This window comes from Pantoea sp. SM3640, from assembly GCF_015654165.1.
Taxonomy (GTDB): domain Bacteria; phylum Pseudomonadota; class Gammaproteobacteria; order Enterobacterales; family Enterobacteriaceae; genus Pantoea; species Pantoea vagans.
Window position 1 is genome coordinate 286,280 of sequence record NZ_CP064872.1, and the last position, 22,338, is coordinate 308,617.

The 22,338-nt window shown below is 53.8% G+C and carries 18 protein-coding genes, 2 tRNA genes and 3 rRNA genes; 9 read left to right on the forward strand and 14 right to left on the reverse strand.

Features of this window, described 5'->3' with window-relative positions; genetic code table 11:
- The first annotated feature begins 74 nt into the window (after nucleotides 1–74).
- The 5 genes from IV493_RS01430 to rrf (IV493_RS01450) all read left to right on the forward strand — a co-directional run bounded on the left by IV493_RS01430 (nucleotide 75) and on the right by rrf (IV493_RS01450) (nucleotide 3,737).
- Nucleotides 75–149 (forward strand) — tRNA-Glu (locus tag IV493_RS01430).
- 230 nt (nucleotides 150–379) lie between these two features.
- Nucleotides 380–3,289: ribosomal RNA gene (locus IV493_RS01435) — 23S ribosomal RNA — on the forward strand.
- A 92-nt stretch (nucleotides 3,290–3,381) separates the two neighbouring features.
- Nucleotides 3,382–3,497 (forward strand): 5S ribosomal RNA (rrf, locus tag IV493_RS01440).
- A 14-nt stretch (nucleotides 3,498–3,511) separates the two neighbouring features.
- A tRNA-Thr gene (locus IV493_RS01445) sits at nucleotides 3,512–3,587 on the forward strand.
- Nucleotides 3,588–3,621: 34 nt separating this feature from the next.
- Nucleotides 3,622–3,737, forward strand: a 5S ribosomal RNA gene (gene rrf, locus IV493_RS01450).
- A 202-nt stretch (nucleotides 3,738–3,939) separates the two neighbouring features.
- Here the strand turns inward: rrf (IV493_RS01450) and IV493_RS01455 are convergent.
- The 14 genes from IV493_RS01455 to msrP all read right to left on the reverse strand — a co-directional run bounded on the left by IV493_RS01455 (nucleotide 3,940) and on the right by msrP (nucleotide 17,087).
- Nucleotides 3,940–4,701 carry an amino acid ABC transporter ATP-binding protein gene (locus IV493_RS01455; RefSeq protein WP_010699823.1) on the reverse strand — a complete coding sequence of 254 codons (762 nt, stop codon included), beginning with the start codon at nucleotides 4,699–4,701 and terminating at the stop codon, nucleotides 3,940–3,942.
- Between the two features lie 8 nt (nucleotides 4,702–4,709).
- Nucleotides 4,710–5,810 carry an amino acid ABC transporter permease gene (locus IV493_RS01460; RefSeq protein WP_013359220.1) on the reverse strand — a complete coding sequence of 367 codons (1,101 nt, stop codon included), beginning with the start codon at nucleotides 5,808–5,810 and terminating at the stop codon, nucleotides 4,710–4,712.
- Nucleotides 5,811–5,825: 15 nt separating this feature from the next.
- Nucleotides 5,826–7,004, reverse strand: coding sequence for an amino acid ABC transporter permease (locus IV493_RS01465; RefSeq protein WP_033784127.1), 1,179 nt, complete (start codon nucleotides 7,002–7,004; stop codon nucleotides 5,826–5,828).
- A gap of 68 nt (nucleotides 7,005–7,072) precedes the next feature.
- Entirely contained in the window at nucleotides 7,073–8,098 is a 1,026-nt protein-coding gene (locus IV493_RS01470; protein WP_033784126.1) for an amino acid ABC transporter substrate-binding protein, read from the reverse strand.
- 544 nt (nucleotides 8,099–8,642) lie between these two features.
- Nucleotides 8,643–8,939, reverse strand: coding sequence for a DNA-binding transcriptional regulator Fis (fis, locus tag IV493_RS01475; protein WP_003855228.1), 297 nt, complete (start codon nucleotides 8,937–8,939; stop codon nucleotides 8,643–8,645).
- A gap of 23 nt (nucleotides 8,940–8,962) precedes the next feature.
- A complete protein-coding gene (gene dusB / locus IV493_RS01480) occupies nucleotides 8,963–9,928 on the reverse strand; it encodes a tRNA dihydrouridine synthase DusB (RefSeq protein WP_013359217.1) in 966 nt (321 codons plus the stop codon).
- 367 nt (nucleotides 9,929–10,295) lie between these two features.
- A complete protein-coding gene (gene prmA, locus IV493_RS01485) occupies nucleotides 10,296–11,177 on the reverse strand; it encodes a 50S ribosomal protein L11 methyltransferase (protein ID WP_013359216.1) in 882 nt (293 codons plus the stop codon).
- 16 nt (nucleotides 11,178–11,193) lie between these two features.
- The gene (panF, locus tag IV493_RS01490; protein ID WP_013359215.1) at nucleotides 11,194–12,639 is read right to left on the reverse strand and encodes a sodium/pantothenate symporter; all 1,446 of its coding nucleotides are present in this window, start codon (nucleotides 12,637–12,639) and stop codon (nucleotides 11,194–11,196) included.
- Nucleotides 12,629–12,871, reverse strand: coding sequence for a YhdT family protein (locus IV493_RS01495; protein ID WP_013359214.1), 243 nt, complete (start codon nucleotides 12,869–12,871; stop codon nucleotides 12,629–12,631). The genes panF and IV493_RS01495 overlap by 11 nt, the downstream gene beginning before the upstream one ends.
- Nucleotides 12,872–12,943: 72 nt before the next feature.
- Nucleotides 12,944–14,293, reverse strand: a complete 1,350-nt coding sequence (accC, locus tag IV493_RS01500) for an acetyl-CoA carboxylase biotin carboxylase subunit (protein WP_013359213.1) — start codon at nucleotides 14,291–14,293, stop codon at nucleotides 12,944–12,946.
- A gap of 11 nt (nucleotides 14,294–14,304) precedes the next feature.
- Nucleotides 14,305–14,766 (reverse strand): acetyl-CoA carboxylase biotin carboxyl carrier protein, encoded by a 462-nt coding sequence (gene accB / locus IV493_RS01505; RefSeq protein ID WP_013359212.1) that lies wholly within the window; start codon nucleotides 14,764–14,766, stop codon nucleotides 14,305–14,307.
- A 25-nt stretch (nucleotides 14,767–14,791) separates the two neighbouring features.
- On the reverse strand, nucleotides 14,792–15,244 hold the full coding sequence (gene aroQ / locus IV493_RS01510) for a type II 3-dehydroquinate dehydratase (RefSeq protein ID WP_195858142.1): 453 nt from the start codon (nucleotides 15,242–15,244) through the stop codon (nucleotides 14,792–14,794).
- A 232-nt stretch (nucleotides 15,245–15,476) separates the two neighbouring features.
- Complete coding sequence (gene msrQ, locus IV493_RS01515) at nucleotides 15,477–16,079, reverse strand: protein-methionine-sulfoxide reductase heme-binding subunit MsrQ (protein ID WP_033784679.1); 603 nt, start codon at nucleotides 16,077–16,079, stop codon at nucleotides 15,477–15,479.
- 3 nt (nucleotides 16,080–16,082) lie between these two features.
- A complete protein-coding gene (msrP, locus tag IV493_RS01520; protein ID WP_013359209.1) occupies nucleotides 16,083–17,087 on the reverse strand; it encodes a protein-methionine-sulfoxide reductase catalytic subunit MsrP in 1,005 nt (334 codons plus the stop codon).
- Nucleotides 17,088–17,371: 284 nt separating this feature from the next.
- Between msrP and csrD the strand changes: the two genes are divergently transcribed.
- The 4 genes from csrD (at nucleotide 17,372) to mreD (ending at nucleotide 22,338) form a co-directional block, all read left to right on the forward strand.
- Nucleotides 17,372–19,321, forward strand: coding sequence for an RNase E specificity factor CsrD (gene csrD, locus IV493_RS01525; RefSeq protein ID WP_095706609.1), 1,950 nt, complete (start codon nucleotides 17,372–17,374; stop codon nucleotides 19,319–19,321).
- Nucleotides 19,322–19,632: 311 nt separating this feature from the next.
- Nucleotides 19,633–20,676, forward strand: coding sequence for a rod shape-determining protein MreB (gene mreB / locus IV493_RS01530; RefSeq protein WP_003855260.1), 1,044 nt, complete (start codon nucleotides 19,633–19,635; stop codon nucleotides 20,674–20,676).
- A gap of 148 nt (nucleotides 20,677–20,824) precedes the next feature.
- Complete coding sequence (gene mreC / locus IV493_RS01535) at nucleotides 20,825–21,853, forward strand: rod shape-determining protein MreC (RefSeq protein WP_013359206.1); 1,029 nt, start codon at nucleotides 20,825–20,827, stop codon at nucleotides 21,851–21,853.
- Nucleotides 21,850–22,338 carry a rod shape-determining protein MreD gene (gene mreD, locus IV493_RS01540; RefSeq protein WP_013359205.1) on the forward strand — a complete coding sequence of 163 codons (489 nt, stop codon included), beginning with the start codon at nucleotides 21,850–21,852 and terminating at the stop codon, nucleotides 22,336–22,338. Before mreC ends, mreD begins: the two co-directional genes overlap by 4 nt.

The following is a 22,338-nucleotide window of genomic DNA, read 5'->3' on the forward strand; positions in this document are numbered from 1 at the left end:
CCCGCGCAGTGCTCACACAGATTGTCTGATAAAAAGTAATGAGCAGGACGGCTGCGAAGTCGTGACACTATCGTGTCCCCTTCGTCTAGCGGTTAGGACTCCGCCCTTTCACGGCGGCAACAGGGGTTCGAATCCCCTAGGGGACGCCACCTGCTTGGTGACAGGTGAAAGGTGTCTCCATACAGTATCTCAAAACCGTTCGGGTTGCGTAAGCAGCCGGGTCGCGTTTGAGATATTTGCTCTTTAACAATCCGGAACAAGCTGAAAATTGAAACGACGTGTCGTTTTCATTCTCCGTAATAAGAATGAAAAATACGATACGTTCGAGTCTCTCAAATGCTTGCAGCTCGCAGCGTTGAAAAACGCCTGTGGGTTGTGAGGTTAAGCGACTAAGCGTACACGGTGGATGCCCAGGCAGTCAGAGGCGATGAAGGACGTGCTAATCTGCGTAAAGCGACGGTAAGGTGATATGAACCGCTACAGCCGTCGATGTCCGAATGGGGAAACCCGGTGCACTCTGTGCATCATTGCAGCATGAATACATAGTGCTGCAAGGCGAACCGGGGGAACTGAAACATCTAAGTACCCCGAGGAAAAGAAATCAACCGAGATTCCCCCAGTAGCGGCGAGCGAACGGGGAGCAGCCCAGAGCCTGAATCAGCATGTGTGTTAGTGGAAGCGTCTGGAAAGTCGCAGGGTACAGGGTGATACTCCCGTACACAAAAGCGCATATGCTGTGAGCTCGATGAGTAAGGCGGGACACGTGGTATCCTGTCTGAATATGGGGGGACCATCCTCCAAGGCTAAATACTCCTGACTGACCGATAGTGAACCAGTACCGTGAGGGAAAGGCGAAAAGAACCCCGGCGAGGGGAGTGAAACAGAACCTGAAACCGTGTACGTACAAGCAGTGGGAGCCTTGATTTATCAGGGTGACTGCGTACCTTTTGTATAATGGGTCAGCGACTTATATTCTGTAGCAAGGTTAACCGTATAGGGGAGCCGCAGGGAAACCGAGTCTTAACTGGGCGTTAAGTTGCAGGGTATAGACCCGAAACCCGGTGATCTAGCCATGGGCAGGTTGAAGGTTGGGTAACACTAACTGGAGGACCGAACCGACTAATGTTGAAAAATTAGCGGATGACCTGTGGCTGGGGGTGAAAGGCCAATCAAACCGGGAGATAGCTGGTTCTCCCCGAAAGCTATTTAGGTAGCGCCTCGTGAACTCATCTTCGGGGGTAGAGCACTGTTTCGGCTAGGGGGCCATCCCGGCTTACCAACCCGATGCAAACTGCGAATACCGAAGAATGTTATCACGGGAGACACACGGCGGGTGCTAACGTCCGTCGTGAAGAGGGAAACAACCCAGACCGCCAGCTAAGGTCCCAAAGTCATGGTTAAGTGGGAAACGATGTGGGAAGGCACAGACAGCCAGGATGTTGGCTTAGAAGCAGCCATCATTTAAAGAAAGCGTAATAGCTCACTGGTCGAGTCGGCCTGCGCGGAAGATGTAACGGGGCTAAACCATGCACCGAAGCTGCGGCAGCGACGCTTAGGCGTTGTTGGGTAGGGGAGCGTTCTGTAAGCCGTTGAAGGTGTGCTGTGAGGCATGCTGGAGGTATCAGAAGTGCGAATGCTGACATAAGTAACGATAAAGCGGGTGAAAAGCCCGCTCGCCGGAAGACCAAGGGTTCCTGTTCAACGTTAATCGGAGCAGGGTGAGTCGACCCCTAAGGCGAGGCCGAAAGGCGTAGTCGATGGGAAACAGGTTAATATTCCTGTACTCGGTGTTACTGCGAAGGGGGGACGGAGAAGGTTATATCAGCCGGGCGACGGTTGTCCCGGTTTAAGCGTGTAGGCGGAGGGTCCAGGTAAATCCGGTCCCTTATTAACGCTGAGGCGTGACGACGAGGCACTACGGTGCTGAAGTGATAAATGCCCTGCTTCCAGGAAAAGCCTCTAAGCATCAGGTAACACAGAATCGTACCCCAAACCGACACAGGTGGTCAGGTAGAGAATACCAAGGCGCTTGAGAGAACTCGGGTGAAGGAACTAGGCAAAATGGTGCCGTAACTTCGGGAGAAGGCACGCTGGCGCGTAGGTGGAGGGACTTGCTCCCCGAGCCGAAGCCAGTCGAAGATACCAGCTGGCTGCAACTGTTTATTAAAAACACAGCACTGTGCAAACACGAAAGTGGACGTATACGGTGTGACGCCTGCCCGGTGCCGGAAGGTTAATTGATGGGGTTATCCGCAAGGAGAAGCTCTTGATCGAAGCCCCGGTAAACGGCGGCCGTAACTATAACGGTCCTAAGGTAGCGAAATTCCTTGTCGGGTAAGTTCCGACCTGCACGAATGGCGTAATGATGGCCAGGCTGTCTCCACCCGAGACTCAGTGAAATTGAACTCGCTGTGAAGATGCAGTGTACCCGCGGCAAGACGGAAAGACCCCGTGAACCTTTACTACAGCTTGACACTGAACATTGAGCCTTGATGTGTAGGATAGGTGGGAGGCTTTGAAGCGCGGACGCCAGTCTGCGTGGAGCCAACCTTGAAATACCACCCTTTAATGTTTGATGTTCTAACGTAGGCCCGTGATCCGGGCTGCGGACAGTGTCTGGTGGGTAGTTTGACTGGGGCGGTCTCCTCCTAAAGAGTAACGGAGGAGCACGAAGGTCAGCTAATCACGGTCGGACATCGTGAGGTTAGTGCAATGGCATAAGCTGGCTTGACTGCGAGAGTGACGGCTCGAGCAGGTGCGAAAGCAGGTCATAGTGATCCGGTGGTTCTGAATGGAAGGGCCATCGCTCAACGGATAAAAGGTACTCCGGGGATAACAGGCTGATACCGCCCAAGAGTTCATATCGACGGCGGTGTTTGGCACCTCGATGTCGGCTCATCACATCCTGGGGCTGAAGTAGGTCCCAAGGGTACGGCTGTTCGCCGTTTAAAGTGGTACGCGAGCTGGGTTTAGAACGTCGTGAGACAGTTCGGTCCCTATCTGCCGTGGGCGCTGGAGAATTGAGGGGGGTTGCTCCTAGTACGAGAGGACCGGAGTGAACGCACCACTGGTGTTCGGGTTGTCATGCCAATGGCATTGCCCGGTAGCTAAGTGCGGAAAAGATAAGTGCTGAAAGCATCTAAGCACGAAACTTGCCCCGAGATGAGTTCTCCCTGACCCCTTGAGGGTCCTGAAGGGACGTTGAAGACTACGACGTTGATAGGCCGGGTGTGTAAGCGCAGCGATGCGTTGAGCTAACCGGTACTAATGACCCGTGAGGCTTAACCTTACAACGCCAGAGGCGTTTTTGAGAGACACGATTTTCAGCCTTGTACCGGATATTCTGCGCGGCCCCCTGTGGCGGCGCGGAGACAGAATTTGCCTGGCGGCTTTAGCGCGGTGGTCCCACCTGACCCCATGCCGAACTCAGAAGTGAAACGCCGTAGCGCCGATGGTAGTGTGGGGCCTCCCCATGCGAGAGTAGGGAACTGCCAGGCATCAAATTTAGTGTGCTGATATGGCTCAGTTGGTAGAGCGCACCCTTGGTAAGGGTGAGGTCCCCAGTTCGACTCTGGGTATCAGCACCAGTTAAGACACGAGTTCGGTAAATAAAAGAATTTGCCTGGCGGCTGTAGCGCGGTGGTCCCACCTGACCCCATGCCGAACTCAGAAGTGAAACGCCGTAGCGCCGATGGTAGTGTGGGGTCTCCCCATGCGAGAGTAGGGAACTGCCAGGCATCAAATAAGAGAGAGCCCTTCGCGTATGCGAAGGGCTTTTTTCGTTGTGGCAAGCCGATAATCTGCAATAAAACCTCCTCTTATCAGCCTTCTGTCCCTTACCTTTACCATCGCATCCAGTCAGTCAGCTTAATGCACCTGCTGGTCAGGCCATAAAAAACCCGGCACCAGGCCGGGTAGTAAGATGAACGGAGTCGGTAATCAGTGAATAACCTGCGATAAAAACGCCCGGGTACGCTCCGATTTAGGATTCGCAAAGAACTCCTGCGGTGGCGCAACTTCGACGATCTCACCCCGATCCATAAAGATCACCCGGTCAGCCACCGTTCGGGCAAAGCCCATCTCGTGGGTAACGCACAGCATGGTCATCCCATCCTCAGCCAGACCAATCATCGTATCCAGCACCTCTTTAACCATCTCAGGATCCAGCGCTGACGTTGGCTCATCAAATAGCATAATTTTGGGTTTCATACAGAGTGAGCGGGCGATAGCGACACGTTGTTGCTGTCCGCCGGAAAGCTGACCCGGAAACTTATGCGCATGCTCAGCAATACGCACGCGTTGCAGATAATGCATAGCCAGTTCATCCGCTTCCTTCTTTGGAATCTTTCTCACCCAGGAAGGTGCCAGCGTGCAATTTTGTAAAACAGTCAGATGCGGGAAGAGATTGAAGTGCTGGAATACCATCCCCACTTCTGTGCGTACGCGCTCAATGTTACGTACGTCGTCATTAAGGTGGATACCGTCAACAACAATACGCCCCTGCTGATGCTCTTCCAGATGGTTGATACAGCGGATCGTGGTCGATTTGCCGGAGCCGGAAGGGCCGCACAGCACGATGCGCTCTCGGGGTTTAACCTGCAGGTTGATGTCTTTCAGTACGTGAAACTGCCCGTACCATTTATTCACGTTCTCAAGCGAAATCATCAACGCGTCGGAAGAGTGTGTCATAGAGTCAGTCATGTAAAACCTCAGTGCGATGTACGCCCGGTGTGAAAGCGCTTTTCCAGATACTGGCTGTAGCGCGACATGCTAAAACAGAAAATCCAATAGACCAGTGCAGCAAAGACATAACCTTCAGTCGACATGCCCAGCCAGGTCGGATCGACCGTTGCCTGCTGGACGCTGCTGAACAGATCGAAAAGACCAATGATGATGACCAGGCTGGTATCTTTAAACAGTGCGATGATGGTGTTAACCAGGCCAGGGATGGTGAGCTTCAGTGCCTGGGGAAGAATGACCAGCATCTGCGTTTTCCAGTAGCCCAGCGCCAGCGATTCTGCAGCCTCATACTGACCTTTCGGCAATGCCTGCAGGCCACCGCGCACCACCTCCGCCACATAGGCGGACTGGAACAGGATTACACCGACCAGGGCACGCACCAGCTTATCAATGGTGGTGCCTTCAGACATAAACAGCGGCAGCATCACCGATGACATAAACAGTACGGTAATCAGGGGCACGCCACGCCAGAACTCAATAAAGATAATCGACAGCGTGCGGACCACCGGCATCCGTGAGCGACGGCCAAGCGCCAGCAGGATGCCCAGCGGCAATGCACCGGCAATACCGACCGACGCGATAATCAGCGTCAGCGTTAACCCGCCCCACTGACGTGTTTCCACACGTTCCAGTCCCAGATAGCCGCCATACAGCAGGAACCAGACAATCACCGGATAGATGACGGCCCAGGCCGCAATGTAGCGTCCACGATAGGGCAGGCTTTTGAGAAACATCGGCACAATCGACAGCAGACCAATCACCAGCGCCAGGTTAATACGCCAGCGCAGCTCATGTGGATAAAGCCCATACATGAACTGACCGAAACGCGCATGGATAAAGACCCAACAGGCACCTTCTTTGGTGCAATCGGCGCGCGTAGTGCCAATCCAGTTTGCCTGAAAGACCAGCCAGTTCAGCGCAGGCGGAATGACGTGCCAGATAACCCAGATGCAAAACAGCGTCAGTAACGTGTTAAACCAGCTGGAAAACAGGTTTTTACGAGCCCAAAGCCAGGCGCGACTGACAGGCGTCGTCGGCACGGGGGGCGTTTCATGCGTAGTGACAGACATAGTTATCCCGTTCTCTTAACGCTCAACCAGCGCAATTTTGCGGTTGTAGAAGTTCATAAGCAGCGATATCAGCAGACTGATAATCAGGTAAACGCCCATTGTGATAGCAATCGTCTCGATGGCCTGACCGGTCTGATTCAGCACCGATCCCGCGAACAGCGACACCATATCGGGATATCCGATAGCAGCTGCCAGTGAGGAGTTCTTCACAATGTTCAGATACTGGCTGGTCAGCGGCGGGATAATGACGCGCATGGCCTGCGGAATAATAACCTGACGCAGCGTCACCGGATTCGGCAGACCCAGCGAGCGTGCAGCTTCGTGCTGACCATGCGGCACCGACTGAATCCCCGAGCGGATGACTTCAGCGATAAACGAGGAGGTATAGATCGACAGTGCCAGGGTCAGCGCCGCCAGCTCCGGAATCATCACCGAGCCGCCACGGAAATTGAACCCGCGCAGTTGCGGCACATCCCAGTGCGTTGCTGCACCAAACCCAAGGTGCGCAAGCAAAGGAAAGAGGATCAGCATTGCAACAGCGGCGGGCCATGTACGACGTAACTCACCGGTTTTCAGCTGATGCTGACGGTTAAAGCGGTACAGGCCATAGCTGACAGCCACGGCCAGCAGCAGTGCGATAACAAACGGCCAGCTGCCTGGTGCATAGGTCGGCCACGGGACGTAGAGTCCGCGATTGCTGACATAGGCCAGATCAAATGCATTCAGCGCCTGACGCGGGCCTGGCAGATTGCGTAATACCGCGAAGTACCAGAAGAAGATTTGCAGCAGAGGCGGGATATTACGGAAGGTTTCGATATAGATATTCGAGAGCTTCCGCAGCAGCCAGTTATCAGAAAGGCGGGCAAGACCGACCGCGAATCCGAGAATCGACGCGAAAACAATACAGAGTGCAGAGACCAGCAGCGTGTTGGTTAATCCGACCAGAAACACGCGCGCGTAGGTATCTCCCTCCGTGTACTCAATCAGATGCTGAACGATGCCGAAACCGGCAGTGCGCTCAAGAAATCCAAACCCTGATGTAATGCCGCGATTGGCAAGGTTGATAATGGTGTTATGCACCAGATAACCCACCACACCAAGCACCGCGACGACGGCGATGAACTGATAAATCCAGGCGCGAACCGTGGGATTACCAAATGAAAAATCCCTTTTCACGGTTGGGCGTTGTGACATGTTGAAACCTCAGTAACGAAAGCTGGGGTAGGGCACCGCAGAATACGGTGCCCGATTGGTGAGGTCTGTTAACGTACCGGTGGTGCGTACTGAATCCCGCCCTGGTTCCACAACGCATTCTGACCGCGCGCGATCTTCAGTGCGCTGTCTTTACCGACGTTACGGTCAAAGCTTTCCTGATAGTTGCCGACCTGTTTGATGATGTTATAGGCCCACTTGTTATCCAGCTTCAGATCTTTACCAAAGTCACCCTCAGCACCCAGCAGATGCGCCATATCTGGCGTGGTCGGCTTAGCTGTCATCTGATCAACATTCTTCGAGTTGATGCCCATCTCTTCGGCATTCAGCATGGCGTAGAGCGACCATTTGACGATGGTGAACCAGTCATCATCACCACGACGCACCAAGGGTCCCAGCGGCTCTTTGGAGATCACTTCTGGCAGGACGATAAATTCATCGGGTTTGCCGAGCTTGATGCGCAGGGCATAAAGCTGAGACTGATCAGACGCCAGCGTATCGCAGCGACCGCTGTCCAGCGCCTTAGCTGACTCGTCAGAGCGGTCGAAAGTCACCGGCGTATATTGCATTTTGTTGGCTTTGAAGAAGTCTGCCACGTTCAGCTCGGTGTCTGTTCCCGCCTGAATACAGACGGTGGCACCATCCAGCTCTTTCGCACTTTTCAGACCGGCTTTCTGGTGAGTCAGGAAGCCGATGCCGTCGTAATAGTTCACGCCCGCAAACAGGAAGCCCATGCCGCCATCACGCGATGAGGTCCAGGTGGTGTTACGTGAAAGTACATCCACTTCACCTGACTGCAGCGCGGTAAAACGCTCTTTTGCGGTCAGCGGGGTATACTTCACTTTGGTCGCATCGCCGAATACCGCGGCGGCGGCAGCACGACACACATCCACATCGATACCGGTAAACTTGCCACCAGCATCTGCATAGGAGAAGCCCGGCAGGCCGTCACTGATACCACATTGAACAAAACCTTTTTTCTTTATCGCATCCAGTGTGGTGCCTGCGTGTGCCTGCTGAGTAATGGCAACCAGCGAGGCGGCAGCGATCAGCGTAGAGAGCATCATCTTTTTCATAAAGCATCCTGTGTGGCGGGATCATGTTGTTATGTTTGCGCACTTTGGTGTGCGTTTTTCCTGTCTGTGGCGGTCAGCCATCCACGACTCTGCAAAGCTGATGCCAGGTTTGCAGAATCCTGAATTCGTATGAAAGAACGGTTAATAATCAGAAGCACCTGGAAAGTTTCGCTAATATGGCGCACCAAAAGGAAGCAATGCGAGTCGACCCGATCACATTTAGTGCAAATAGTTTCACTATATGAGAGCAGTGTGAGCGCTCGCTCAGGCAGAAATGTATGAAGAGAAGACGTTGCTTTTTTATGCGCGGGACGTCACATGCCCAGTAGTGACGGGCATAGGCAGCAAAGCTGGAGGCAGGACATTACTTAAATCAAATCAGATCGGACGAAAGCGAGGGGATGAAATATCACGCCAGCGATTGCAACTATAATTACCATACGACAGGCAACTGTTTCACTCTCCCTGCCGTTACTTTGTGCGATGACGCACAAATAAAAACGCCAGCCCGAAGGCTGGCGTGATTAACAGACAGAACTAAAAATCAGTTCATGCCGTATTTTTTCAATTTCTTACGCAGCGTACCGCGGTTGATACCCATCATCAGGGCAGCACGGGTCTGGTTGCCACGGGTGTACTGCATCACCATGTCCAACAGAGGCTGCTCGACTTCAGCCAAAACCAGCTCATACAGGTCGCTCACATCCTGACCATTCAGTTGAGCAAAATAGTTCTTCAGTGCCTGTTTAACCGAATCACGCAAAGGTTTTTGAGTTACCTGATCCTGTGAGTTAACGGTAGAAACGGTCAGTACGTCAGAATTTACGCGTTGTTCGAACATAGTTCTTTCAGCTCTTTATTTCGTTACGCAAGATTTTCGAAGTATGCCTCCAACGCCTCCAGCTGTTCGCTGGCATCCTCTATGGCGTTGAATGTGCGCCGAAACTGGTCATTCGGGGCGTGCTCCTGCAGGTACCAGGAGACGTGCTTTCGCGCTATACGGTATCCCTTGCCTGAACCGTAAAAGTCGTGCAGCTCACGTATATGCGAAACAAGCAAGCGCTTGACCTCTGCCATCGGCAGCGGGGCAAGCAACTCCCCAGTGTCCAGATAATGCTGGATTTCCCGGAAGATCCACGGTCTTCCCTGAGCAGCGCGTCCTATCATCAGAGCATCGGCCCCTGTATAGTCGAGCACCGCTCTGGCTTTATGCGGGTCAGTTATGTCTCCATTCGCGATAATCGGAATGGAGACACTCTGCTTAACTGTCCGAATGCTGTCATATTCAGCTTCTCCGTTGAACAGGCAGGCACGAGTGCGACCATGTATCGTCAGAGCCTGTATACCGCAGCGTTCAGCCAATTGGGCAATCGCGACACAGTTCCTGTTTTCAGGATCCCAGCCAGTACGAATTTTCAGCGTAACCGGCACATTCACTGCATTAACCACTGCGGAGAGAATAGACTCCACCACGGCGGGATATTGCAGCAAGGCTGAACCCGCCATTTTGCGGTTAACCTTCTTGGCAGGGCATCCCATATTAATGTCGATGACCTGTGCACCAGCCTCAACATTAATGCGTGCAGCTTGCGCCATTTCACTGGGATCGCAACCGGCAATTTGCACGGCGCGAATGCCTGGCTCATCACTGTGAACCATACGTAATCGAGATTTGTCGCTAGCCCAGACTTCCGGGTTAGAAGACAGCATCTCAGAAACTGCCATGCCTGCACCCATTTCGTGACACAGCGTCCTGAACGGCCTGTCGGTAATACCGGCCATCGGTGCTGCAATCAGTCGATTTCTCAGCTGGAGGTTTCCAATACGCATGAAGTCAGAATGGCCATACTGTGTCTGCAAGGCGGCGTATATTACGCATTTTTGCAGGAAGATGAAAGGCCAAACTTTGAACAATCAGCAAGAAAGATCAATGAAATCCGGATGATGATCGGTGTTATTCATTAATAGTCTTAAATAACAATTATTTAGCTATTTATGCTGAAATTGTGAGCAAAAGTTTTTCCAGAAAAGTACGTCAATTCGCCAGATAAAAAACGTCACATGCCGTGATTAACGATACAAGCATCCATTTCAAATCGGGAAAGCCCGCAACTTACGCTACGGGCTGGCTGAATATTCTGTAAAGCCGCTTTGTTATGGCGACGGCGATATCAGCGCAAACGGACAAGCGCTAAAATCAGGATTTAATCCCGGTAATCCGGCACCACTCCTCTTTGACCGCAACCGGGTCGAGTGTGAACTCGCTGGCATAGGCCTCACAGACGCTCTCCGCCTGGCTCTCTAACACGCCCGAAAGACCCAGGTGACCGCCAGACTTCGGCAGTACCCTGATCAACGGTGCCAGTTCACGCAGCGGACCTGCCAGGATATTGGCTACCACCACATCAGCCTGCAGATTGTCAGGTTGCTGGTGGGGCAGATAGAGCGACAGGCGATCGGAGACACCGTTGCGTTTAGCATTATCCCGGCTGGCCTGAATAGCCTGCGGATCGATATCAATGCCGATCGCTTGAGCCGCGCCCAGCTTCAGGGCGGCGATCGCCAGGATCCCGGATCCACAGCCGAAATCGATCACCGTTTTGCCTTCCAGATCCAGCCCATCAAGCCACGTCAGACAGAGCGAGGTGGTGGGATGCGTACCGGTGCCAAAGGCCAGACCGGGATCGAGCATGACGTTGACGGCATCAGGATCCGGCACATCACGCCAGCTCGGACAGATCCAGAGACGCTCGCCGAAGCGCATCGGGTGGAAGTTTTCCATCCATTCGCGCTCCCAGTCTTTATCTTCGATCTGTTCGATCCGGTGACGAAAACCGTCACCCAGCAGCGGATGCTGCGCCAGTTCGGCAGTAATCAGGGCCATATCTGTTTCTGCATCGAACAGGCCGATAACGTCGGTGTCGCCCCACAGGCGCGTTTCGCCTGGCAGCGGCTCATACACTGGCGTGTCGTTGGTATCCTGAAAGGTGACTGAAACCGCACCGATCTCCATCAGCGCATCGCTCAGCGTTTCCGCATGTTCACCTGAGCTGTTAATTTTGATTTGAATCCACGGCATAACGTCTCTCTTTCCGTCAATGTTGCGGCGCGTCGGCCACGTGCGGCGCGCGTCCAAACAGGTTGCCCACCAGAAATGCCAGCAGGCTTAAAAGCAGGGAGGGCACGATAGGGTGAAAACCCAGAATCTGCAGGTTAAGGCTCGCCATAAAAGCGTAGCAGCCTCCACCTGTTACCATGCCGGTGATGGCGCCTGCGGCATTGGCACGTTCCCAGTAGAGGCCCAGAACCAGCGGCCAGAGGAAAACCGCCTCCAGGCCGCCAAATGCCAGCAGGTTGAGCCAGATAATCATATCGGGCGGATTCCATGCCGCAATCAGCAGCAGGATACCCAGTGCGAAGGTAATGGTGCCAGATAACAGCCGCAGCCGTGACTCATTTTCCAGCTGCTGCGGAGCGACACGCAGGTAGAGATCTTTAATCAGCGTGGCTGAAGCCTGTAACAGCTGGGCATTGATTGTCGACATAATTGCGGCCATCGGGGCTGCCAGAAACAGTCCGGCCGCTAACGGTGGCAGAACAGTGATCATCAGCGTCGGAATGACGCTATCCGGCACGGTCAGATTCGGCAGTACCGCGCGGCCCAGCGCACCGGCCAGATGCATGCCCAGCATCAACACCACCACGACAATAGTGCCCAGAATAATGGCCCGATGGACGGCCTTACTGTCTTTATAAGAGATACAGCGCACCGCCGTATGCGGCAGGCCAATCACCCCAAAGCAGACCAGCACAACGAACGAACTGAGGAAGGTTGGCGTAATAATCTCGCCCGGCCCCTGTGGCGACAGCAGAGCCGGATCGATGTCATGCAGTTTCTGCACCGCCGTGCTCAGGCCACCTGCCTGATGAATCACTGCGAACAGCAACAGAAAAGTGCCAATCAGCATTACAATGCCCTGCATGGCGTCATTGAGTACGCTGGCACGGAATCCACCGAAAGCGGTATAGAGCGCGATGGTGCCACCAAAAATCAGCAGGCCGGTGTCATACGGGATGCCAGCGGCGGTTTCGAGCAGCCGTGCACCACCGATAAACTGCACCGTCATGGCACCGATAAAGGCAATCAGCAGACTCAGACTCGCCAGCCAGATCAGCAGCGGGCTCTGATAGCGGGCATAGAGCATATCATTCAGCGTTACCGCATTATGCTTGCGTGCCAGAATGGCAAACTTTTTCCCCAGCACACCCAGCGACAGCCAGACGGCGGGAACCTGCACCATCGCCAGCAATACCCAGCCCAGCCCATATTTGTAGGCGGCACCGGGACCCCCGATAAATGAGCTGGCGCTGATATAGGTGGTAGTGAGCGTCATCGCCAGTACGAATCCGCCCATGGAACGGCTGCCAAGGAAATATTCAGTCAGGAAGCTGCCTTCACGCTTTTTACGGACGGCAAATACCGACAGCGCGGCAATCAGCACCAGATAAATCAGTAACGGCAGGATAATTTCACTGTTCACTTTGATCCTCCAGCGGCATGTCGCGGAAAATCACACGCACCATCATCCAGCACAGAAAAATGAACAACAGGGGAGCAAACAGGCAGGAGAGTTCAAACCAGCGCGGCAGGCCGGTAATACCGATTTCACTGCCACCCAGCCAGGCAGAGAGCCCCCAGGCGGCGAGCCAGAGCAGTGTGAGGTAAAGCGACCAGCGCGCCTCTTTATGTGCCTGTATAAAACGAGCATCCATGATTCAACCTTAACGCCAGCGGCAAAAGAAAAAGGCCGGATTAACCGGCCTCAGACTGACTCAGCGTTGCGATTATTTCTCGTGCAAGCCGAGTTTTTTCTCCAGATAGTGGATATTGGTTCCACCGTGCTGGAAGTTTTCGTCGGACATGATTTTCATCTGCAGTTCAACGTTGGTTTTGATACCGTCGATGATCAGTTCCGCCAGCGCATTTTTCATGCGAGCGATAGCCACGTCACGCGTTTCGCCATAGGTGATCAGCTTGCCGATCATGGAGTCGTAATAAGGCGGTACGGTGTAGCCTGAGTAAATATGCGACTCCCAGCGCACGCCAAAACCGCCTGGCGCGTGGAAGCGGGTGATTTTACCCGGGCTTGGCAGGAAGGTGACTGGATCTTCAGCGTTGATACGGCACTCGACCGCATGTCCGCGAATGATCACATCTTCCTGTTTAATTGACAGTGGCTGACCGGCAGCAATACGCAGCTGCTCTTTGATCAGGTCCACACCGGTGATCATCTCGGTTACCGGATGTTCTACCTGAATACGGGTATTCATCTCAATGAAGTAGAACTCACCGTTTTCGTACAGGAACTCAAAGGTACCTGCGCCGCGATAGCCAATCTCAATACAGGCCTGGGAACAGCGGTTGCCTATAAAGCGACGCTGTTCTTCTGTGATGCCTGGGCCTGGCGCTTCTTCGACAACTTTCTGGTGACGACGCTGCATGGAGCAGTCACGTTCGCCCAGATAGATCGCGTTGCCCTGACCGTCAGCCAGTACCTGAATCTCGATGTGGCGCGGATTCTCCAGATACTTCTCCATGTAGACCATGTCGTTGTTGAAAGCCGCTTTGGCTTCCGCTTTCGTCATGTTGATGGATTCTTCCAGATCTTTGTCGCCGCGCACTACGCGCATACCACGACCGCCGCCGCCGCCAGACGCTTTGATGATGACCGGATAACCGATGCGCTTGGCAAAGGCACGGTTTTTTTCCATATCATCCGTCAGCGAACCGTCAGAACCGGGTACGGTCGGGACGCCTGCTTTCTTCATCGCATTGATTGCAGAAACTTTGTCACCCATCAGGCGAATGGTATCTGCTTTCGGGCCGATAAAGATAAAGCCGGAGCGCTCAACCTGCTCAGCAAAATCGGCATTCTCAGAGAGGAAGCCGTAGCCAGGGTGAATCGCCACCGCGCCGGTGATCTCTGCTGCAGAGATCAGCGCCGGGATGTTGAGGTAACTTTTGACTGACTGCGCCGGGCCGATGCAGACGGTTTCGTCTGCCAGCAGCACGTGCTTCAGGTCACGATCCGCGCTTGAGTGTACCGCAACAGTCTTGATGCCCAGTTCTTTACAGGCACGCAGAATACGCAGTGCGATCTCACCACGGTTAGCAATAACAATTTTATCCAGCATGATCTGCCCCGTTACTCGATGATAACCAGTGGCTCGTCAAATTCGACCGGCTGACCGCTTTCAACCAGGATAGCTTTCACCACACCTGATTTGTCAGCTTCGATCTGGTTCATCATTTTCATAGCTTCGACGATGCACAGGGTATCGCCGGCATTCACTTTCTGGCCAACTTCCACAAAGGCTTTAGCATCCGGGCTCGGCGTACGGTAGAAGGTACCTACCATTGGTGAACGCACGATGTGACCGCTGATTTCAGCCGGTGCCGCTTCGGCAACGGCTGCAACAGGGGCAACGGCTGTCGCCAGAGCAGGCTGTTGAACCGGCGCAGCGTAAGCCTGCTGCATCATCGGGTAACCCACGTTTGCAGGTGCACGACTGATGCGAACGGACTCTTCACCTTCAGAGATTTCCAGCTCAGAAATGCCAGACTCTTCAACCAGTTCGATCAGTTTTTTAATTTTACGAATATCCATGAGTGGGGTTCCGTACTCAGTTTGATTAATTAGTTTGAGACAGGCGTTTTACTGCCGTTTGTAAAGCCCATGTGTAGCCGTCAGCGCCAAGCCCACAGATCACGCCAGCAGAAACATCAGAAAGATAGGAGTGATGACGGAAGGGCTCGCGGGCATGCACATTTGAGAGATGAACCTCGATAAACGGTATTTCTACCGCCAGCAGGGCATCACGCAGTGCGACACTGGTATGGGTAAACGCGGCAGGATTAATGATGATGTAATCCACATTGCCTTTGGCCTCATGAATGCGATCAATCAGCTGAAATTCAGCATTGGTTTGCAGGTGGCTCAATTCCACATTCAACTGGTCTGCCTGACGCGTCAAATTATCAACGATCTGACTCAGCGTGGAATGACCATACTTCTCAGGTTCACGTGTTCCCAACAGATTCAGGTTGGGCCCGTTTAAAAGCAGAATATGTAATTTATGCGCCATCGTGCTGCCATCTCCCGCAATCATTGAGGCATCGCGTAAAATACCTTGCGAATCTTCATTTGTCACCTTTCAGGCTGAAAAAGAAGACCCGACGAGCAATAAAGCCGGGCATTATATCCGTTTCGTGTCATTTCGCAGCAAAATACTGGTCTTATCTGCGAAGATGATCGGATGTGGCCTGCGGGCCACATCTTTTATCAGAAAACAGCAGAGGAAAACAACGGGTGAAGTGCTAGCGGGGCCACCATTTGAGAAATTTTTTGTAACGCCAGGCTAACAGCAATGCAGCAAGGAGGGCATAGATAAGTGGCTGCGGGGACACGGTTTTTACCGACCAGATATAGTGAATCGGTACCAGAATCGCCACAAGATAGACCGCGTTGTGCAGGGTTTGCCAGCGTTTACCAAGCCTGCGCTGAGCGCGCTGAAACGACGTTACCGCCAGAGCCAGTAATATCAGCCAGCTGATAATTCCCAGTGTCAGATAGGGCCGGGAGATGAGTTCGCTGCCCAGCAGACGCAGATTATCCACGCCCAATTCCAGCAGGTAGTAGCTCAGCAGGTGGAGAGAGGCCCAGACAAACGTCCAGACGCCGAGCAGGCGCCGGGTGCGGATTAATAACGGCTGCCTGCCGTAGCGTGCCAGTGGTGAAACCAGCAGCGTACCCAGCAGCAGCTTCAGCGCCATGCGGCCGGTAAAATGCTGAATATCTTTTGCCGGGTCCGCACTCAAACCACCCTGCATCGCGGCAAGCACCAGATAGACCAGCGGCAACAGGGCTGCCAGGTGCAGAATCACCTTGAGCCACATGATCTGTTTTATCGACAGGCGCACCACCTAATAATTCTCCCGTAAATCCATGCCGCGGTAGAGCGACGCCACCTGTTCGGCATAGCCGTTAAACAGTAGCGTTGGCTGACGTTCGACCTTCAGACTGCCGCCTGGGCCAATAAACCGCTCTGTCGCCTGTGACCAACGTGGATGATTAACGTGGGGATTCACATTGGCATAAAAACCATACTCGTCGGCGGCAATCTGGTTCCAGGTGGTTGGCGGCTGTTTGTCGGTCAGCGTGATTTTGACGATCGACTTAATGCCTTTAAAGCCATATTTCCACGGCACCGTCAGACGAATCGGCGCGCCATTCTGCGGCGGCAGCGCTTTGCCATAGACACCGGTGGTCAGTATGGTTAGCGGATGCATTGCTTCATCCAGACGCAAACCTTCGACATAGGGATAATTGAGGCCACCGCCAATAAAGCGATCCTTCTGGCCCGGCATCTGCTCGGGATCGTAGAGCGTCTGAAAGGCAACAAAGCGCGCTTTGCTGGTGGGTTCCGCCAGCGAGAGAAGTTTATTCAGCTCGAAGCCTACCCAGGGCACCACCATCGACCAGGCCTCCACGCAGCGCATGCGATAAATTCGCTGCTCCATAGCAAAGCGTTTGAAGATGTCATCCATATCCAGGGTTACGGGCTTCGACACTTCGCCATCAATGGTCAGTTTCCAGGGCTCTGTTTTCAATGTTCCGGCATTGGCAGCCGGATCGGCCTTATCCAGCCCGAACTCGTAGAAATTGTTGTAGCCAGAAACTTTATCCGCAGGCGTCAGCGTCAGATCGGCCTGATATTGCGCCGGTTTGGTGAAGTCGAGCGGCCGGCCTGCTGGGGCAGGTGGGCGATCGTTGCCTTTGAACCAGCTGAGGATATCGGCATTTGCCACGCCCGGCATACCCATCGCCGCAGCGCTCAGTCCCAGTGTTTTCAGCACCTGGCGGCGCTTCATATTAAATATGCTTTCCGGCGTTACGTCGGCTTCGGTCAGACAGGGTATGCGTTTCATGGGGCTTCTCCAGACAGGATGTCATCAACCAGCATGATGACTATCGCTGATATCAGCCAGTTTCGCCCTGAAAATGTGAAATTTCCTGGCTGGCCTGCGCGATGAGAATGCGCTGAAAAGTGTCGGGATCAACATCAGCAATCCTGTCCCGACGATATACTTCGGCTTCATGCGACTCGGCGCTGTCGGCAGCGGCAAATTATGCTATTTTGCTCGCGTTTTCGTCAGGCTGACGGTACAAGGTGGGGTGATCCGGTTATCACCGCAGCAATACAGGCACAGGGATGCGATTAACCACAAAATTATCTGCGTTTATTACCTTTCTAAGCCTGCTGGCGATGTCATTAATGCTGGCAGGCTGCGCATTCAGTGTTTTCTGGTTCAGTCATCAGCGGGTTGAACATCGGGCGCAGGTGCTGGCGACCGAGGTCGATCAGGCGATGTTCTCCGAGACGCCAGAACAGCTTCATAACTGGCTTACGCGCATGATGCCCATAATGAATGCCGAGCAGATTTCCCTTCATAACGGCAGGCAGACTTTCCTCACACTCTCCCGACACGAAAACCAGATGCTGGAAGACGAACCCAATCGTTTTATCCAGGTCGATGTGCCTTTGATGCATCAGACCGGTTTGCAGCTGCGGGTTGTCACCCTTGATCCTGCCAAAACCTGGCTGCGCTCATTCACCGGTACCTCTACGCTGGGCATTCTGTTTACGGCTATGCTGGTGATGAGTCTGCTGTTGCTGATGATGCATCGCTGGCTCAGCCGTCAGTGGCGTGGCATGGAGCATCTTGAAGTACGGGCAGAGGCGATTATCAACGGCGAACGCGGGGTCGTGCCGAAACGGGATGTGGATGAGTGGCCACCCAGAGCGAGTCGCGCGATGGATGTACTGCTGGCGGATCTTCAGGAAGCGGGCGAACAGCGTCTGCGTATCGACACGCTGATCCGCACCTTTGCCGCGCAGGATGGACGCACTGGCCTTAACAACCGGCTGTTCTTTGATAATCAGCTCGCGACCCTGCTGGAAGATCAGGAAGCTGTCGGTACCCACGGTGTAGTGATGATGGTGCGCCTGCCCGATCTGGACGCGCTGAAAGATTCACTGGAGCCGGCGCTGGTTGAGGAGTACCTGTTCAATTTCGTCAACATGCTCTCTACCTTTGTGCTGCGCTATCCCGGCGCCTTGCTGGCACGCTATTTTCGCAGTGATTTTGCTGTATTACTGCCGCATCGCAGTCTTAAAGAGGCAAACAGTATTGCCGATCAGCTGATTAATGCTGTTGATTCTCTGCCGCCGATGCGCCTGGTCAATCGCGATGATCTGATCCACATCGGTATCACCGCCTGGCACAGCGGGCAGACCGTCTTGCAGGTGATAGAAAATGCCGAAATGGCCACGCGACGTGCGGCACTGCTGGGGGGTAATAACTGGACTAATGGCGAAGGAAATCCTCAGGACGCCGGGCGGGGTAGCGTGCGCTGGCGAACCCTGCTGGAGAACACGCTTAGTCGCGGCGGTCCGCGGCTGTACCATAAACCCACCGTGAATACCGAAGGCAAGGTACAGCATCGGGTCATGCTGACCCGCATCTTCGATGGCGATAAAGAGGTGCTGGCCGCAGAATATATGCCGCTGGTGCAGCAGCTCGGTATGGCTGATGGCTGGGATCGTCAGCTGGTCACGCGCATCGCGGCACTCTCTGAACTCTGGCCGGAAGAGACGCTGGTGATGCCGGTGACGATAACCTCTCTCCTGCAACGTTCATTTGTCCTCTGGCTGCAGAATATGCTGCTGCAGTGCCCCAAATCACAAAGAAAACGATTTTTATTTGAACTTGCTGAGGCAGATGTCTGTCAACACATCGACCATTTAACGCCAGTATTCCGTGCACTTAAGGCTTTTGGCTGTCGGGTAGCGGTAAATCAGGCGGGTTTAACCGTCGTCAGCAGCGCCTATATACGACACCTGCCGCTGGAACTGATCAAGCTTGATGCGGGTCTGGTGCGCAACATTGAACGGCGGACCGCCAATCAGCTGTTTGTACAGAGTCTGCTGGAGGTCTGTAAGTCCACGGGTATTCAGGTGTTTGCTACCGGTGTCCGCACTAAAGCGGAGTGGCAGACATTAGTGGCGCTAGGTGTGGCAGGCGGGCAGGGCGACTTTTTTGCCCCTTCGCTTCCGGTTAACAGTAACGTGAAGAAGTATTCCCAACGTTACCGTATTTAATGATTTGCTGTCGTAATGACAGAAATTGACGGTTTTTTTTAATGTTAAGCCGCATCTGAACCCATAACCATCGTGCCGGAAATGTTAAATTTTATGTCGGGCATGGCAAGCGGAAATCACGGCAAATGCAGCACTGATGGCGTCTGGTCGCCATTCTGCTGCTACGGATCGCGGGTTCAGATGACTTAAACGCAATCAGGCGTCTTTTTTCACCGAAGCAGAACGTTTTTGCGCCTTGTGGCAGCTTCGTGTGGTTGGTAAAGTAAGCGGATTTTATTTTCCGCCCCCAGCTTGCAGGATTATCCCTTAGTATGTTTAAAAAATTTCGTGGCATGTTTTCCAACGACTTGTCCATTGACCTGGGTACCGCGAATACCCTGATTTACGTAAAAGGACAGGGCATCGTGCTGAACGAGCCTTCCGTGGTTGCTATTCGTCAGGACCGTGCCGGTTCACCGAAAAGCGTCGCGGCCGTAGGTCATGACGCCAAACAGATGCTCGGCCGTACGCCAGGCAATATTGCCGCTATCCGTCCGATGAAAGATGGCGTTATCGCTGACTTTTTCGTGACCGAAAAGATGCTGCAACACTTCATCAAGCAGGTTCACAGCAACAGCTTTATGCGTCCCAGCCCACGTGTGCTGGTCTGCGTACCCGTCGGGGCTACGCAGGTAGAACGTCGTGCGATTCGTGAATCCGCTCAGGGCGCCGGCGCGCGTGAAGTCTTTCTGATTGAAGAGCCGATGGCTGCAGCCATTGGTGCAGGTCTGCCCGTTTCTGAAGCGACCGGTTCAATGGTCGTTGATATCGGTGGTGGTACTACCGAAGTGGCGGTGATCTCCCTGAACGGTGTGGTCTACTCCTCATCCGTACGTATTGGCGGCGATCGTTTCGATGAAGCTATTATTAATTATGTGCGTCGTAACTACGGTTCACTGATCGGTGAAGCGACCGCAGAACGTATTAAGCATGAGATCGGTTCAGCCTATCCGGGTGATGAAGTCCGTGAAATTGAAGTGCGTGGCCGTAACCTGGCAGAAGGTGTACCGCGCGGCTTCACGCTGAACTCCAACGAAATTCTGGAAGCGCTGCAGGAGCCGTTAACCGGCATCGTCAGCGCGGTGATGGTTGCTCTTGAGCAGTGTCCGCCTGAGCTGGCCTCCGATATCTCAGAGCGCGGTATGGTGCTGACCGGTGGTGGTGCATTACTGCGCAACCTGGATCGCCTGCTGATGGAAGAGACGGGTATTCCGGTTGTTGTTGCTGAAGATCCGCTGACCTGTGTGGCGCGCGGTGGCGGCAAGGCGCTGGAAATGATCGACATGCATGGCGGCGATTTGTTCAGCGAAGAATAATTGCCTCAACCGGCTGAGAACGCAATGATCATGCGAGGGAGTGGCATGTGAACCGGCGAAATCTGTGCCGGTACAGTGCGTTCAGCCCAGGGAAGCACGGTGTTTTGCCGTCGCTTCCTCTCCTGTTGTCGAGGATCACGCAGATTATATGAAGCCGATTTTTAGCAGGGGACCTTCCCTGCAGTTGCGTCTTTTCCTGGCGGTCATTGTGGCAATTGCCATTATCATTGCCGACAGCCGTGTGAGCTCTTTCACCCAAATACGCAACTATCTGGATACGTCGGTCAGTCCGTTTTACTTCCTGGCTAATGGGCCACGTCAGCTGCTGGATGGCGTGTCAGAGTCGCTGGCGTCGCGTCAGCAGCTGGAGCAGGAAAATAAAGCGTTACGTCGTGAGCTCTTCCTGAAAAACAGTAACCTGCTAATGCTGGGGCAATATAAACAGGAAAACGCACGCCTGCGTGAACTGCTGGGTTCACCGCTGCGTCAGGATGAGCAAAAGATGGTGACGCAGGTGATCTCCACCGGCACCGATCCTTACACCGACCAGGTGGTGATCGACAAAGGCAGCGTTAACGGTGTCTATGAAGGTCAGCCGGTCATCAGTGATAAAGGCGTGGTCGGTCAGGTTATCGCCGTCGGACAGCTCACCAGCCGTGTTCTGCTGATCTGCGATGCGTCACATGCGCTGCCTATTCAGGTGCTGCGTAATGACATTCGTGTGATTGCCGCGGGTAACGGCTGTACTGAAGATCTCCAGCTTGAGCATCTGCCGGGTAATACGGACATACGGGTCGGCGATGTGCTGGTGACGTCAGGTATCGGTGGTCGTTTCCCTGAGGGTTATCCAGTGGGCGTGGTCTCCTCTGTGAAAGTGGATACTCAGCGCGCTTACACGGTGATTCAGGCGCATCCGACCGCGGGTCTGCAGCGTCTGCGTTATCTGCTGCTGCTGTGGGGCGCAGATCGTAATGGCGATATGCCGCTGCCGCAGGATGAGGTTCATCGCGTTGCGAATGAGCGTCTGATGCAGATGATGCCGCAGGTCTTACCGCCTGCGGGTGAAATGGGTCCGCCTGCACCCACCGCACAGATGGGGCCGCCTGCTCCATCAACAGGCAGCAGTGGCAGTAGCGGACAGAGCAACTCCTCGCGTTCACGCGGGGGGCAGCCTTGAGTCGATATCGCAGCCAGGGACGTTGGGTCATCTGGCTCTCTTTCCTGGTCGCGTTAGTCCTGCAGATCATGCCATGGCCGGATGAAATTTATATGTTCCGGCCTTCATGGCTGCTGCTCATCCTTATCTACTGGGTTCTCGCACTGCCGCATCGGGTCAACGTCGGCAGCGGATTTATGCTGGGTGCTATCATGGATCTGATTGCCGGATCCACGCTGGGCGTACGTGCGCTGGCACTCAGTATCATCGCCTACCTGATAGCCTTTAAGTTCCAGTTATTCCGCAACTTAGCGTTGTGGCAGCAGGCGTTAATGGTTATGGTGCTGTCACTGGCGATGGATGTAATTGTCTTCTGGGCTGAATTCCTGGTAATCAACGTTTCATTCCGACCTGAAATTTTCTGGAGCAGTGTCGTCGACGGTATTCTCTGGCCCTGGCTATTCTTACTTATGAGAAAAATTCGTCGTCAGTTCGCTGTTCAATAA